Raw genomic sequence first — 14660 nt, 5'->3', positions numbered from 1 at the left:
TTTTGAAATTAGTGATCAAAAATCCTGCCTTAATTGAATTATTTTAATACGGATATTTCTTAATACAGTGCCTAAAACAAAGATTCAGGTATCGAGTCAGCTAATAAGACGTTTTTAAACGTTAAGACTAGAACAATATTAAATATTTTCTATGGTTGTAATATCTAATTCATGACCACCTGAATGGGTTTTAAAAGTAATTTGAGGTAAAATTTCTTGTACTCTTATTATTTCTTTTGCTACCACTGCTTTTTCAAAATAAGGATCATTCTCTCCTACAATATGGGTGACCTTTGTCTTTTTGGTAAGAAAAGAGAAGTCATTTTTACTTAATTCTTTAGGAAATCCCCCGGAGATCATGATAAAATCATCACAATAGACTTTTCTACTTGCGATCCATCTACTGGCAATACTTACGCCCTGAGAATATCCTAATACTATAAATCTAATGTTTCCCGGGAGGTCTTCTTCTGTAACTACAGCATCTATATACCTTAAAACATTATCAGTTTCTATACTCGTATTTTCTTTAGTAAGCCAACTACTACCTACACGGTTGTATTCATTGTTTTTATAATATTTAGAGGGAGCTTGCGGAGCTATGATATAATTTTCTGTAGGATCTAAACTTTGAAACAAACGAATAAAATAACGACTTAAATATCCAATCCCATGAAATACTAACCATACAGTTTTTGTATTAGAGGTTAAGGTATTAAGTGTATCATATGTATTTGTAGATTGATAAGTAACTTCTTTTTCCATTATTAAGTGTTTTTATAAATCAAACCATTCATTGATAATTGGCCACAAGATATCTTGATTTTTCTGTCTAAAAAAATCAAAGTGCCCAATAGTCTTTAAGTTATAATCTGATGGTTTTATATGTTTTCTCTGTATGTGAGCATTGCTATATACCAGCTCTCCCAAAATATCAACAGACTTCTTTGGAGCAAAAAGGTCATCATCTATACTAATTAATAACATGGTTGATTTAATATCCTGATAATATGTTTTTTGTGTTCTTTTTGTAAAATCTAACATAGAATCCGGATGTAACAGGTAAATTGCCCAATCTTTAGCTGCTTTTGTAGGAAGTGATCTACCTAATCCGAACCAAGAAGAAGGATAGTATCCCAGAATAGATGTTGTGATAGGAACAAAAAATTTAAAATTCAGGTAAATTAATACCTGCATTTTTGGAGTAAAGTATTTGTAGAATCCATACTGAGATCCTATAGTTATATAGGCATCATAATATTGAAACGCATCACTAAAACCTAGACTATTACCTCCATAACTATGGCCAATCATATACTGTTTATTGTCAGGAAATTTCTGATATACAAATTTAGATACAGATTTAAAATCCTCAGCCCAGGAAAAAAACCCATGCTTTTTTAATAACCTGATGTTTTGTGATGTAGAAGTGCCGATACCGCGGTAATCAAAAGTAAATACATGACATCCACGTTCTGAGAGATACGAGGCCATCTTAAAATAAAATTTCTGTGGTACAGCAATAGCAGGAGCAAAGACTATGGTTTTCTTATTGGATAAAGATGGCTCGAATTCATGAATTGAAATAGGGTATCCATCTGTAGACTGTATATGAAGTGAATTCATTGTTTAAGAATTGAGAATTATTTTTTCCATTCGTTTCATTGCATTATTCACATATTTATGATCATCATAAATACGCATTAGTAGAATTCCGCCTTCCAGATCCTGAACGATTTGTTCTGCTAGTACAAGCGTTTCTTCCTCAGAATAATTTGGTTGTAATAATACACTAAGGCCGAGAATAAAATCTGTAAAGAAATGCTTAATTTCATCTTGATATGTTGGGTTGAGGTGTGCTGTCTCTAAGGCTGTATTTGCCATAATACAACCATCTGCATTTTTGAACATAGTATCAATCAGAAAATTAATTTTCTTTATTTTATCCTGAATACTCAGGGTTCTGTTTTCAATTATTTTAAAAAAGTTATATTTAAAATAACTATGAATACTGGCAAGTACCTCTTTTACTAAGGCCTCTTTATTATTGAAATAATAATAAAAATGAGATTTCTGTATACCGCAAGCTTTAGCCAGTTCACTCATACTACTATTATTGATACCACGTAAGCGAAGTATTGGGATTACTTTGGATATTACCTCTTTCTTAGATGTTTTTGATTTAGGCATTTTATTGAACGTTCGTTAAAATAATAAATAAATATAGTTAGAATTATTAAAAGTCATTGTTTATTTTTACTTAAAATTAGAAATCATGCAACCTACCAAGGAAGAAATTTTAAGAATGTGTAATACCATGTGTAAGAATACACTGATGCAGACGCTGGAGATTTTTTTTTGTGAGGTAGGAGCAGATTATTTAGTTGCAAAAATGCCTGTAACACCAAGAGTACATCAACCGGATGGTGTCTTACACGGAGGTGCTATGGTAGCTTTGGCAGAAAGCGTTGGCAGCGCAGCTTCTTACGTTTTTTTAGATGTTAAAGAATTTTATATACGTGGTATAGAAATTTCTGCAAACCATGTAAAAAGTATAAAGGAAGGATTTGTGTATGCACGAGCAGAAATAGTACACAAAGGAAGAACTACGCAGCTATGGGACATCAAAATACGTGATGAAAAAGGTGCTTTAATTTCTATTGTAAAACTAACAACAATGGCATTGCCAAAATCTAAATAATATGAATATAGAGGAACTATATGCTCATATTCAATCACAATTAGATCAGCAATTACCATTTGTGATATACCGGAAACCAGAAGAAAATACTATATATTCAGTCCTTCAGAATAATGCAGACTTGCATACCGTCAATTCTTATGACGATAGTGGATTTATTTTTGCACCTTTTGATACTACCAGAGGAGCAATATTAATTCCGGATACCCAGAGCATTAAGTATCAAACTACTATTGCGTACAATGACGGAGAGGATATTATTGCTGATAAACATACAGATAGTATTAATCTAATAGAAGAAGAGGATACTTCATCAAAAAAACTCCATTTGGAATTGGTAAAACATGGGATTCATGAAATTTCTAAAGGAACGTTTGAAAAAGTAGTTCTTTCCCGTAAAGAAGAAACTCCTTTTTCTGATAAAAAAAGATTACAAATCTTTAGGCAATTGATAGCAAACTATCCCACTGCATTTGTATATTTTTGGTATCACCCTAAAATAGGAACCTGGCTTGGTGCGACACCAGAGGTTTTAGTAAAAATCAAAGGAGATGAATTTGTAACAATGGCACTAGCAGGCACACAACCCTATGTTGATTCAATGAAGGTTGCCTGGGGAAGAAAAGAAATAGAAGAGCAGGCGATGGTGACTGATTTTGTGCTAAAACAAGTATCTAAGGTAGTTACGGATGTTACACATTCTGAAACTTATACACACAAGGCCGGAACATTATTGCATTTGCGTACAGATATTAAAGGAATATTGAAAGGAGGTACATCAGTTATCAAAGATATAATTGCTGTATTACATCCTACACCTGCAGTTTGTGGATTACCAAAAAAAGAAGCTACTACTTTTATTGTAAACAACGAAACGTATGATAGAAGTTACTACACAGGTTTTTTGGGTGAATTGAATGTCCATACGGATGGAAAAACTACATCAGATTTATTTGTAAATCTACGATGTATGCAAATTAGAAATGAGTACGCTGTCTTATACGTAGGAGGTGGAATCACAAAAGATTCTGACCCTGAGAAAGAATGGGAAGAAACTGTAAGAAAAACAGCTACCATGAAAAAAGTGTTATCATAAATTACTTTTAAAATATTGGCTTTAAATGAACCGATATTGTAATTTAGCTAGCTAAATGAAGAAACGTTTATATTCTAAAATTCCTTTGTCTCAGACATTAGTAGCACTTTGCGAAGCAAAAGGAATTCATCATATAGTAATATCCCCGGGATCCAGAAATGCACCCTTGACTATTGGTTTTAGTGAACATCCGGATATGCAATGTTACAGCATTGTTGATGAGCGCTGTGCAGCGTTTTTTGCACTTGGCATTGCGCAACAATTACATCAACCTGTTGCCATTGTCTGCACATCAGGTAGTGCTTTATTAAACTATTACCCTGCTATTTCAGAAGCATTTTATAGCGATATTCCTATAGTCGTTCTAAGTGCCGACAGACCTATAGAACGTATTGATATTGGTGATGGACAAACAATTCGTCAGAAAAATGTGTTTGAGAATCATATCTTATATTCTGCCAACTTATATTCTGAAATGGTTCCGCAATCAACGATTGAAGATGATAAGGTTAGACAAAAACAACATGAATCACAGAAGCATAATGAGCGTGAAATTAATCTGGCATTGAATACTGCAATAGAACAAAAAGGTCCGGTACATATTAATGTTCCTTTTTATGAACCACTATATGATAAAGTTGAAGTGCCTACAGTGGTTCCTAAAAATATTCCGGTAGAATATATTGAGCATAGAATTTCTGATAAATTATATGATAGCATGATCGCAGAATGGAATCAGGCTACTCGAAAAATAATTCTTATTGGAGTCAATTTTCCAGAAACCATTGATCAGAAGTGGGTAGATGAGTTAGCATTAGATCCCTCAGTTTTAGTATTAACAGAAACCACTTCTAATATTCATCATAGTACACATATTAACTGCATAGACCAATTAATATCTCCATTATCAGATACAGCGTTTGATAAGTTACAACCAGATATTTTATTAACTCTGGGAGGAATGGTGGTTTCTAAAAGGATCAAATCTTTTTTAAGAAAATACAGACCCGTTACACATTGGCATATTGACGAAAAGAAAGCTTATGATACTTATTTCTGTCTAACAGAACATATAAAAATGAAACCAAATTCTTTTTTTTCTGAATTTTTACCAAATACAAAAAAGATAAATACTAATTATAAAACTAATTGGATTGAAGTAAGAGATCAAAGGAGAGTAATGCATACTCAGTATGTAGAAACTATTGGGTTTACAGATTTAAAAGCATTTGAAATTATTTTTGGTTTAATACCAGATCATCAATCTATACAGTTGAGTAATAGCTCTACTGTGCGTTATGCGCAGTTATTTTCTCTAAATGCTACTTTTCGTGTTTTTTGTAATAGAGGTACTAGTGGTATTGATGGTAGTACATCTACTGCTATAGGTGCAGCAGTCGCTTCGGGATTGCCAACGACATTGATTACAGGTGATTTAAGTTTTTTTTACGATAGTAATGGATTATGGAATGATCATATTCCATCTAATTTTAAAATTATTGTAATAAATAATAGAGGTGGAGGTATTTTTAGAATTTTACCAGGCAAAGAAGAGAGCGAAAAGTTTAGTACTTACTTTGAAACCAAACATGCATTAACGGCTATACAATTATGTGAAATGTATGGTATAAAATATACTGCTGCAGAAAATGAAGAACAAGTAAAAATGGCTATTACAGCATTATATTCTGATAGTAATTCGCCACAGTTAGTTGAGATTTTTACACCCAGAAAAGATAACGACAGTGTTTTGATCGATTATTTTAAACATTTTGTCTAAATATTCAATTATTATATAATTTTTAAGTCAAATATTCATTATTAAATATGTTATATTTGAGATAGAATAAAAAATTAACTAAAAACTTAAAAAAAATTATGAGCAAAAGAGATGATTTGATAACCAAGTATGCTGCTGATATCAAAGATAAGATAGGTGAAACACCAGATATGGACTTTTTAACAAAGGTTACTATTGGTTGCGGACCCTCTATTTATAATAAAGATGCTTCCACTGTATCTGGAGGTGATCAAGCAGAATTAGATACAGTAAAAAATAATTTTTTGATTAAAAAATTGGGGCTTTCTGATGGACCAAAACTAGATGAAGCAATATCTTCAGTAATGGAAAAATATGGTAAGTCTAATCGCAGTAAGTATAGAGCTGTTGTATATTACCTTTTAGCTAAGCATTTTAAGAAAGAATCTGTTTATAAATAGGATTAAAAATGTATCATAAAAATGGTGTTTGCTATATATTAAAGCAAACACCATTTTTTATTATAACCGATCCTGTTCTTCTGCTCCTGATGATTTATGCTGATAGTTGGTTTTTTTTAGCTTCCCAAAATTATAAGTGGCCACAAATCTAAAATATTGTGTGTTATAAATTCTATCAAAGAGAATGGATGTTTCTCCCAGTTGATAGTTGCCATCTGGCTTATTGGTATGAAATATATCATTAGCAATTACCTGAAGTTTTAAAGTTTTATGTAACAAGTTTTTTTCCAGCCCTATAGTAATTTCTCCTTGATTTTTTCTAAAATATATACCATCATACCGATTACTAAGATACCAGGCTATAAGCTGTAATTTTAGATCTTTATATATTGTAAATTTATTATTTGTATATACGTATGCCTGTGGTTTTGTTTCTTTGAAACCAAATGAGGATTGGGTGTCGATTAGTTTTTTATAGCTGGCGGTTATCGTGTTCATTGAGGTCCACCAATTGGTTTTAAAAGGTATATGTATACTACTATAATAATCGTGTTCTCTATCACTGTTTAGCCGTTGTAGAATATAGCTTTTAGGATCTTCTCCTTGCACAGCTCCTCCGGTAATAGGGTCAATAGTGTGGTTATATCCCAATTTTATCGTCAATTTTTTCAGGTTAACTCCTATCTCTAAAGCGTGAATCTTTTCAGGAACAATATTCGGATTGCCCTGTATAGAGGTAAAAGCATCTTGATAAATAATGGAAGGATTTAAAGATTGATATCTAGGTCTGGCAATTCTAGAAGAATAAGAGGTAAATAAAGAATAATTTTCCTTTAGAGGTATTCCCATAGAAAAATTTGGAAATATATTAAAATAATCATTTTCTATTAAATTTTGATTCGTATAACCTGTATTCAATGTATAGCTAGTATACTCGCTACGTACCCCCAGATTGTAATTAATTTTGTCTGCAATATTCTTTTTATAACTTATGTATGCTGCATATATCTTTTCATTATATTCAAAATCTCTGGATAAATTTTCATTTATAATAAATCCATCGGTATCTTCGGATATTAAAAATTGCGAAGCTGATGTATTGTTTACCTGTCCATATTTAATTCCTGTTTCTAATTGATTTTGTTTTGCAAATACCTTGGTGTAATCCAATTGTATACTATGGATAGGAATATCTTGGTCAACAATATTTTTTAATGATCGGTTAAAGGTTTGATCATTTATTATAGACGTTTCGTTAATAAAATCATCTGTTTTTGTGTTATAAAGAGAATATTGACCTCCAACATATAGGGAAGAACCAAGTGTGTCGATAGTTTGTAAGTAATTCAAGATGAATGCATGTTGAGTAGTGAGATCATTTTTATGAACGATACTAGCGAACTGTTCTGATTCTTGATTGGTATTGATTGTATTATTGCTGGATTCTGTCCCGCCTAAATCGTTTGTTACTCCATTATATGCCATCGATACATAACTATCTTTTCCAAAATAATACTGTATACCTGTACCATAGTTTGCAAAATATGTGCGTTTTCGCTCCCAATCAGTTGTTATGTCAGAATTGAAGAGATCTCCTTCTGCAGAACGATTTCTAGTTGTATTTAGAATAAATCTATTGGTTCCTAATTGTAACCCATAATTTCCCATTAGCGATAGGTTTTGCTTTCTGTAGTCTAAACTAAAAACTGTATTTGCCTCAGGAGGAGCAAAGTCAGAAGTACTGATATTTTGACTTAATATACCTTTGACGCCTTCAGTAGCCGTTTTGATGGTGCTAATATTAATAACAGCTTGTCCTTCTGCATCATATTTTGCGGATGGACTAGATATTATTTCAATATTTTTGATTTCTGAAGCTTGTATATTAGCTAGTTGTTCATTCAGAATACGTTGTCCGTTTACATATATAATAGCAACTCCTTTTCCTATAACAGAGATACCTTCATCATCTACTATAAGACCGGGAGATCGAGATAGAATTTCTTCTACAGAATTACTGGTAGCTAATACTGTGTTTTCTACATTGACTTTTATAGTACCATCAGTTTTTGTTTTATATAATGGAGTATTAGAAATTAAGATAACTTCTTCAAGTTGATCTGATGATACCTCCATATTAATAGTACCCAAATCAATATCAGGAATTCCCTTGTATGATATATTAATAAGAGTATCCTTATATCCCATAGAAGTTAGTTTTAATAGTAATTGTTCTTGCTTTAAGTTGGATAACTTAAAGGTTCCTTCAAAAAAACTGGTTCCTTTAGTGATTGTTGAATCTTTAGATGAAATAATAAGAGCATTACCAGGTAAGAGATCGTTTTGATGATTGATAATACGTCCGGAAATTGAATGAATAGATTGTCCATGAGAAACTTGTGAGATAATTAAAAGAAAAACAGTGATTATAAACTTTACTAGACTACACATATATAGATTAATTTTTTTTCAAAAATATCTCTGAATATGCTAAGATTGTAAGAAAGTAGACCAACTCCATATTTACGAATACAGATAGCTTTTAATGTATTTATCATTTGTTTCTCAGGGATTCATAGTCCGCTTTACGGATTTAGTCGATAAAAAATTAGAGGTTAGATTTTATAGATTATTTTTAGCGTTTGATGCGACTTATATGATTCTTCAATATCTTAAATCCTCATTTTTTAAACACCTATCTTTTTGGATATTGGTATTCTTGTATTTTGTGTTGTCGGTTTATGATTATACCAGGTTTTATGCTGATTATTGGCACTTATTTAAATCTTATGGACTTATTGTAATAGTGCAGATAATTACTGCATATACCTGTATTCATATATTAATACCCATGTTTTTTAATAAAAAGAAACCAATTCTTTTTATCTTTTTGCTTGTAATACTTTTGATAATTATGTTTACCCTATACAATACTGTAAAAATGTATTATTTTGATATTCAATACTTTGATTTTTATAATGATACTCAAAAACAGTATGCGCAAGATTCTTTATGGACACGGACCACACGATTTTCGGTTTTTTTAAGTAAATGTATTCTATATCTCACTCCTACTGCATTACTATTAATGTTTCAATTTTATAAGAATCAACAAAATTTTTTAAAACTTAATGAGCAAAAAAAGGTAGCAGAACTTACCGCATTAAAAAATCAATTGAATCCACATTTTTTATTTAATACATTAAATAATTTGTATGCATTAGCATTGGATAAGTCAGATAAAACTCCAGAAGTTATTGAGCGATTATCGGATATTTTGGATTATATGCTGTATCGTTGTGATGACACTTATGTACCCATACATAAAGAAATTCAGCTGATAGAGAATTATTTATCATTAGAAAAAGTAAGGTATGGGAAAAGAGCGTTTATTACCTTTGATCATCATATTGATCAAGAGGTTACAATAGCGCCTTTAATCTTATTGACCTTTGTAGAGAATGCATTTAAGCATGGGGTTAGTCAGGAATTGAAACAATGTACCATTATTATTTCTATGACATTAAAAGATTCATATATTGTATTTTCTATCTTTAATTCAAAACCAAAGAATGGTGTGGGGAATCAACAAAAAAAAGATGCATCTTTAGGGATTAAAAATGTGAAGCAGCAATTAGAGTTATTGTATTCTAATGCTTATGATTTACAGGTTCTTGAAAATGAAGATAGTTTTGAAGTAATGCTAAAATTAAGGTATGCATGAAATATAAGTGTGTAATTGTTGATGATGAAGGGCTGGCAAGAGGGCTTATAGAAAATCATTTATCTCAACTCGATGATTTTGAATTAGTAGCCTCCTGTGAGAGTGCTATTGAAGCTAGTAAAGTATTAAAAAATGAAAAAATAGATTTACTTTTCTTAGATATCGAAATGCCGGTATTAAAAGGGACTGATTTTTTCAAAAACCTAATTAATAGACCTAAAGTTATTTTTATTACAGCATATAGGGACTTTGCTTTAGAAGGTTTTGAATTGAATGCTGTGGATTACCTTTTAAAACCTATTTCCTTTGCACGTTTCTTTAAGGCAATAGAAAAATTTGTAGCACAGAAGCAGGTTGGAGTAAAAGTATATGAAAAGATCAAAGAAGTTGAAAACAATTTTATTTTTGTTAGAAAAGACAGAAAGCAGGTAAAAGTTTTTTATGATGAAATATTATATGTAGAAAGCGTGAAAGATTATATTAAGATTATTACCGAAAATGAAATCCATGTAGTGAAATACAGTCTTACTAATTTTCTGGAGATACTTGATCAAAGATTTATAAGAACACATCGATCATATATAATTAATATGGATAAAATAACTGCTTACACAAAGCATGATATTGAAATAGGAGTATTAGAAATACCTATCGGAGAGTCGTATAAAATTCTTATTGAGCAAAAACTAAATTGAATAAGCATTTTGGGTTTTTTACAAAATGAGAAAGCATTTTTTCAAAATTAAAATTTAGAATGCAAAACGATCTTATTAAACCGAGGTAAAGAAGTATCTTTGCGAAAAAATAAAAGAAATGCTTAAGCTTGGTGAATATAATACGTTAGAAGTGGTAAGAGAGAGAGATCAGGGGGTCTATCTAAGTGATGAGGATGGTAATGAAGTATTATTGCCCAACAAATACGTTCCGGATGAATTTAAAATTAGAGATCTCTTAAAGGTGTTTTTATATCTCGATAGTGAAGAACGAATTGTAGCAACAAATCTGGAGCCTTATGCTACTGTCAATTCTTTTGCTTATTTAAAATGTACCAATGTTTCTGATATAGGGGCTTTTTTAGATTGGGGATTAGAGAAAGAACTTTTTGTCCCTTTTAAGGAGCAAGCTTCAAAAATGAGGGTAGGGAGTTGGTATCTGGTATATATTTATGTGGATGAAAAGACAAATAGACTTGTAGCATCAAGTAAAACTAATACTTTTCTTGATAATTCATTAGTATTATTATCATCATATGATGAAGTAGCGTTAATAGCGTCACATCCATCTCCTTTTGGATGGAATATGATTGTAAACCAAAAGTATCTTGGATTGGTGTATGAAGATGAGATTTTCCAGAAAATAACAGTTGGAGATAAGGTAAAAGGCTTTGTGAAAAAAGTACGACCAGACGGTAAAATTGATCTTACTTTACAACGTCATGGTTATAGAGGTATAGAGCCAAATGCACAGCAAATTTTAAACGAATTAGAAGCTAATGGAGGCTTTATTGATCTTAATGATAAATCTGCCCCGGATGATATCAAAGAAGTTTTTCAATTAAGTAAGAAAAGTTTCAAAAAAGCAATTGGTTCTTTATATAAAGAGAAGAAGATTGTTATAGAACAAGATGGGATCAGATTAGTAAATGATCATTAACTTTTTGATTTGTCTTTATTATGGTTATTAATAAGGAAGTCCTATAAAAGGATTGTAAAATCTTGTATGCAGACTGGCATCTTGATACGCATTATTTTGTATACCATTATTATTTGTTGATGAGTTGCTATATCTGTTTCTTGTAGAATAGATGTTATTACTGTAACCACCACGACCAGTAATCTGAAAACTACTGCTTTTTGTTTTTGGCGCCACAGTTAAGGTGTTAGGATACTCAGATTGCACAAATTTATTTTCTGGTAATTGTAGTAAGGGTGTATTATTTCGATGTTCCTTTTTTCGTAGATCAATATCAAGGTTTATTTCCATTAATTGATAATTTTGAGGAGTTATCTGTCTAAGATAGGATAGAGAAGGAGTAATTTCAAAAGTAGGTATAGAATACTGTAAATTGTCATCAGATATATTTGTATCTATTTCCTTATTTTCGATTGTGTTCTGAAACTTTTCCTGCCCAAAACTTACAGAAACTAAACCTATAACAAGTATCCCAAAAAAAAATCTACCCATATATTTAATCAATTTGCAATAAAAGTATCAAAAATCGTGCAAATGCAGCGTTAAAATAAAATGAAATAGTAAATAATGTATCATCAATTAACTTTACATAAAGAAGTAATCAATATAAATTTTTGTTTTGACAAGAAGTTTTCCAGATTAGATCAATTTGTAGTAATGTCTGTTTAATCTTATAACTATGCTGCTTGCTATAGGTTGATTCCATATATTATATTATTTTTGATTGACTAAATAAAATATAATGAGTTCAATAAACTGGAAAACTGTAAAAGAATATAAAGATATTACTTATAAAAAATCTGATGGAGTGGCTCGTATCGCTTTTAACAGACCTAATGTCCGTAATGCATTTAGACCAAGAACAACGAGTGAGTTGTATGAAGCATTTTATGATGCACAGGAGGATACTTCTATAGGAGTAGTAATATTAACCGGAGAAGGACCATCTACTAAAGATGGTGTATATAGTTTTTGTAGTGGTGGAGATCAGAAAGCAAGAGGTCATCAGGGATATGTAGGTGAGGATGGGATGCATCGATTAAATATCTTAGAAGTACAACGATTGATTAGGTTTATGCCAAAGGTTGTAATAGCTGTCGTACCCGGATGGGCGGTAGGAGGAGGACATAGTTTGCACGTAGTATGTGACCTCACATTAGCTAGTAAAGAGCATGCGATTTTTAAGCAAACCGATGCAGATGTTACAAGTTTTGATGGTGGGTATGGATCTGCTTATTTAGCTAAAATGGTAGGGCAGAAAAAAGCTCGTGAAATTTTCTTTTTGGGTAGAAATTACTCAGCTCAGGATGCGTATGAGATGGGAATGGTTAATGCTGTAATTCCGCATGAAGAATTAGAAGAAACTGCATATCAATGGGCACAGGAAATCTTAGAAAAATCACCTACTTCAATAAAAATGCTGAAATTCTCTATGAATCTCACAGATGATGGTATGGTGGGACAACAAGTTTTTGCTGGAGAGGCCACGCGCTTGGCATATATGACAGAAGAAGCTAAAGAAGGTAGAAATGCTTTTCTGGAAAAAAGGAAACCTAATTTTAAGGATATAAAGTGGATCCCTTAATATGAGATCAATAAATTAAGTACTCATGAAAAATAAAGAAGATGAACTTGTATCGGTACAATATAGGATTGAAAAATCCGGGATAAAACAACAAAAACTGGAACAAAATCTAGTTTCTATCTCCAAAGAATTAAAAAAGAGTAAGAGGAATAGTCTTATTTTTATGATCTTTTTTATTACCATTATTGTTGCTATGGCAGGCGGCATGTATTATTTGAATAAAAATAATGATGCTGTTGCTACTGATGTACATGAGGAAACGATTGACGAAGCAGCACGTATGAAAGCTATGAATGATTCTTTGCAAAACGAATTAACGAAGCTAAAATCAGATATCGAAAATTATAGAAATGAATTCATAACGATCAGTGATACACTTTCTAATAAAATATCTGATGACAATCTAAATGCAATAACTACTGACACATCAGGTACAAATACTAAGAAAACAAAGTTTAGTCTAACACATAGCTATGTAAAGAATGTATTCAGATCTGGTGATGTAATCTTTATTGAGGCAGATTTGATAGAATACGCTGAAGGTAAAAAAGCTGTGGAAAAAGCAAAACAATTAGGTAAAGCTGAGTATGATATTGATAAAGAAGGAGATACACTTTATTTTTTATACGATAATTATTTCATTCATAATCCTACTTCACAAATAGTTCGTTTAGAATTAGACGATAAAGTAAAAATTCAAGGTGTGAACCAAATTTCCAAAGGATTTCCATTAAAAGCATTTCAAAAAATCATAGCTGATAATCCGGTCATGGTTCTAGGAATTCATAATGGAATTGTCTACCATATAAAACAACAAAAATTACCATAATTTCTATTGATTTATTATTAGGTTTTACTATTTATAAGTTTGTTAAAGTTGTGAAATAATAGTTTAAAAGAGTATCTTTAAAAGTAGAAGGGAAATAGGAGAAAACTCAGTAATTAAGGAAACACAAATAAAATGTAATTAACTGGAAATAATCTAAAAAAAATCTATTTAAATGCCTGATATTAAGAATGAAGATCTTTTATCATTACACGAGCAAATAGAGAAAGCAGAGTCAGAGCAAATAAAGTTAGAGAATATTCTGAATGAAAAATCCTATTACTTAAAAAAGAATAGGGCATCTAAGTTCTTTTTTAAGATTCTTAGTTCCTTTTTGCTGCTTAGTACGCTTATTCTTTTAGGATACATACTATTTAATACTCAAAATTCTAGCCTAAAAGAACAATATAACTTTGAACGTCAAAAAAGTAAATTATTTAGATCAGAAATTGATACTTTAAAAATTCAATTGAATGATTTACAGAAAAATAAAATTAATCTTAAGGAAATTAAAGACTTATATCTATATAGAAGTCTAATCAAAAAAGACACTGTGTATTCAGTTCAGATTCAGTCGTTTAGTAAAGATAATATATCGTTAATTTCTGAGAAATTTACAAATACAAGAATTTATAGTGATTCATCTTATTACAAGCTCAGTTTAGGTATTTTTGAAACATTACCAGAAGCACAAGAATTCAGAAAAATAATTATTCGATCGGGAGTTATTGATAAGAATATTTTTGTTGTTTCTTATAAAGATGGAAATCGTATAAAAATTGAAGATCCCTTTTAGAGACAAATATCTTTAAACTA

At 30.9% G+C, this 14660-nt stretch carries 15 protein-coding genes; 10 read left to right on the top strand and 5 right to left on the bottom strand.

The annotated features are described in order from the left end of the window. Window positions 1–138: 138 nt before the first annotated feature. From ABD816_RS07415 to ABD816_RS07405, 3 genes are read right to left on the bottom strand one after another with little or no spacing between them, the layout of a single operon-like run. Complete coding sequence (locus tag ABD816_RS07415) at window positions 139–765, bottom strand: alpha/beta hydrolase (RefSeq protein ID WP_344926057.1); 627 nt, start codon at window positions 763–765, stop codon at window positions 139–141. A gap of 12 nt (window positions 766–777) precedes the next feature. Beyond that, window positions 778–1626 carry an alpha/beta hydrolase family protein gene (locus ABD816_RS07410; protein ID WP_344926055.1) on the bottom strand — a complete coding sequence of 283 codons (849 nt, stop codon included), beginning with the start codon at window positions 1624–1626 and terminating at the stop codon, window positions 778–780. 3 nt (window positions 1627–1629) lie between these two features. Continuing rightward, a complete protein-coding gene (locus ABD816_RS07405) occupies window positions 1630–2190 on the bottom strand; it encodes a TetR/AcrR family transcriptional regulator (protein WP_344926053.1) in 561 nt (186 codons plus the stop codon). An 85-nt stretch (window positions 2191–2275) separates the two neighbouring features. Between ABD816_RS07405 and ABD816_RS07400 the strand changes: the two genes are divergently transcribed. The 4 genes from ABD816_RS07400 (at window position 2276) to ABD816_RS07385 (ending at window position 6017) form a co-directional block, all read left to right on the top strand. Beyond that, window positions 2276–2701, top strand: a complete 426-nt coding sequence (locus tag ABD816_RS07400; RefSeq protein WP_344926052.1) for a PaaI family thioesterase — start codon at window positions 2276–2278, stop codon at window positions 2699–2701. A gap of 1 nt (window position 2702) precedes the next feature. Next, a complete protein-coding gene (locus ABD816_RS07395; protein ID WP_344926050.1) occupies window positions 2703–3797 on the top strand; it encodes a chorismate-binding protein in 1095 nt (364 codons plus the stop codon). 55 nt (window positions 3798–3852) lie between these two features. Continuing rightward, entirely contained in the window at window positions 3853–5577 is a 1725-nt protein-coding gene (menD, locus tag ABD816_RS07390) for a 2-succinyl-5-enolpyruvyl-6-hydroxy-3-cyclohexene-1-carboxylic-acid synthase (RefSeq protein ID WP_344926048.1), read from the top strand. Window positions 5578–5675: 98 nt separating this feature from the next. Next, window positions 5676–6017 (top strand): DUF2853 family protein, encoded by a 342-nt coding sequence (locus tag ABD816_RS07385; protein WP_344926047.1) that lies wholly within the window; start codon window positions 5676–5678, stop codon window positions 6015–6017. Between the two features lie 60 nt (window positions 6018–6077). On the opposite strand, the gene ABD816_RS07380 is transcribed toward ABD816_RS07385, so the two are convergent. After that, a complete protein-coding gene (locus ABD816_RS07380; RefSeq protein ID WP_344926045.1) occupies window positions 6078–8468 on the bottom strand; it encodes a TonB-dependent receptor domain-containing protein in 2391 nt (796 codons plus the stop codon). 463 nt (window positions 8469–8931) lie between these two features. Here ABD816_RS07380 and ABD816_RS07375 point away from each other — a divergent pair, with 463 nt between their 5' ends. The 3 genes from ABD816_RS07375 to ABD816_RS07365 all read left to right on the top strand — a co-directional run bounded on the left by ABD816_RS07375 (window position 8932) and on the right by ABD816_RS07365 (window position 11394). Beyond that, on the top strand, window positions 8932–9741 hold the full coding sequence (locus ABD816_RS07375; RefSeq protein WP_344926043.1) for a sensor histidine kinase: 810 nt from the start codon (window positions 8932–8934) through the stop codon (window positions 9739–9741). Then, a complete protein-coding gene (locus tag ABD816_RS07370) occupies window positions 9738–10436 on the top strand; it encodes a LytR/AlgR family response regulator transcription factor (RefSeq protein WP_344926041.1) in 699 nt (232 codons plus the stop codon). Before ABD816_RS07375 ends, ABD816_RS07370 begins: the two co-directional genes overlap by 4 nt. 118 nt (window positions 10437–10554) lie before the next feature. Next, window positions 10555–11394, top strand: a complete 840-nt coding sequence (locus ABD816_RS07365; RefSeq protein ID WP_344926040.1) for a CvfB family protein — start codon at window positions 10555–10557, stop codon at window positions 11392–11394. 27 nt (window positions 11395–11421) lie between these two features. Here the strand turns inward: ABD816_RS07365 and ABD816_RS07360 are convergent, their stop codons facing one another. After that, entirely contained in the window at window positions 11422–11925 is a 504-nt protein-coding gene (locus tag ABD816_RS07360) for a hypothetical protein (RefSeq protein WP_344926039.1), read from the bottom strand. A gap of 250 nt (window positions 11926–12175) precedes the next feature. Here ABD816_RS07360 and ABD816_RS07355 point away from each other — a divergent pair, with 250 nt between their 5' ends. The 3 genes from ABD816_RS07355 (at window position 12176) to ABD816_RS07345 (ending at window position 14640) form a co-directional block, all read left to right on the top strand. After that, window positions 12176–13018, top strand: a complete 843-nt coding sequence (locus ABD816_RS07355) for a 1,4-dihydroxy-2-naphthoyl-CoA synthase (RefSeq protein ID WP_344926038.1) — start codon at window positions 12176–12178, stop codon at window positions 13016–13018. Between the two features lie 25 nt (window positions 13019–13043). Then, window positions 13044–13847 (top strand): hypothetical protein, encoded by an 804-nt coding sequence (locus tag ABD816_RS07350; protein WP_344926036.1) that lies wholly within the window; start codon window positions 13044–13046, stop codon window positions 13845–13847. Between the two features lie 172 nt (window positions 13848–14019). Further along, the gene (locus ABD816_RS07345; RefSeq protein ID WP_344926034.1) at window positions 14020–14640 is read left to right on the top strand and encodes a hypothetical protein; all 621 of its coding nucleotides are present in this window, start codon (window positions 14020–14022) and stop codon (window positions 14638–14640) included. Window positions 14641–14660: the final 20 nt, after the last annotated feature.

Origin of the sequence: Aquimarina addita, assembly GCF_039539305.1 — a bacterium.
Classification (GTDB): Bacteria; Bacteroidota; Bacteroidia; order Flavobacteriales; family Flavobacteriaceae; genus Aquimarina; species Aquimarina addita.
The sequence above is the reverse complement of the archived record's forward strand: the minus strand, read 5'-3'. Positions and strand labels throughout refer to the sequence as shown.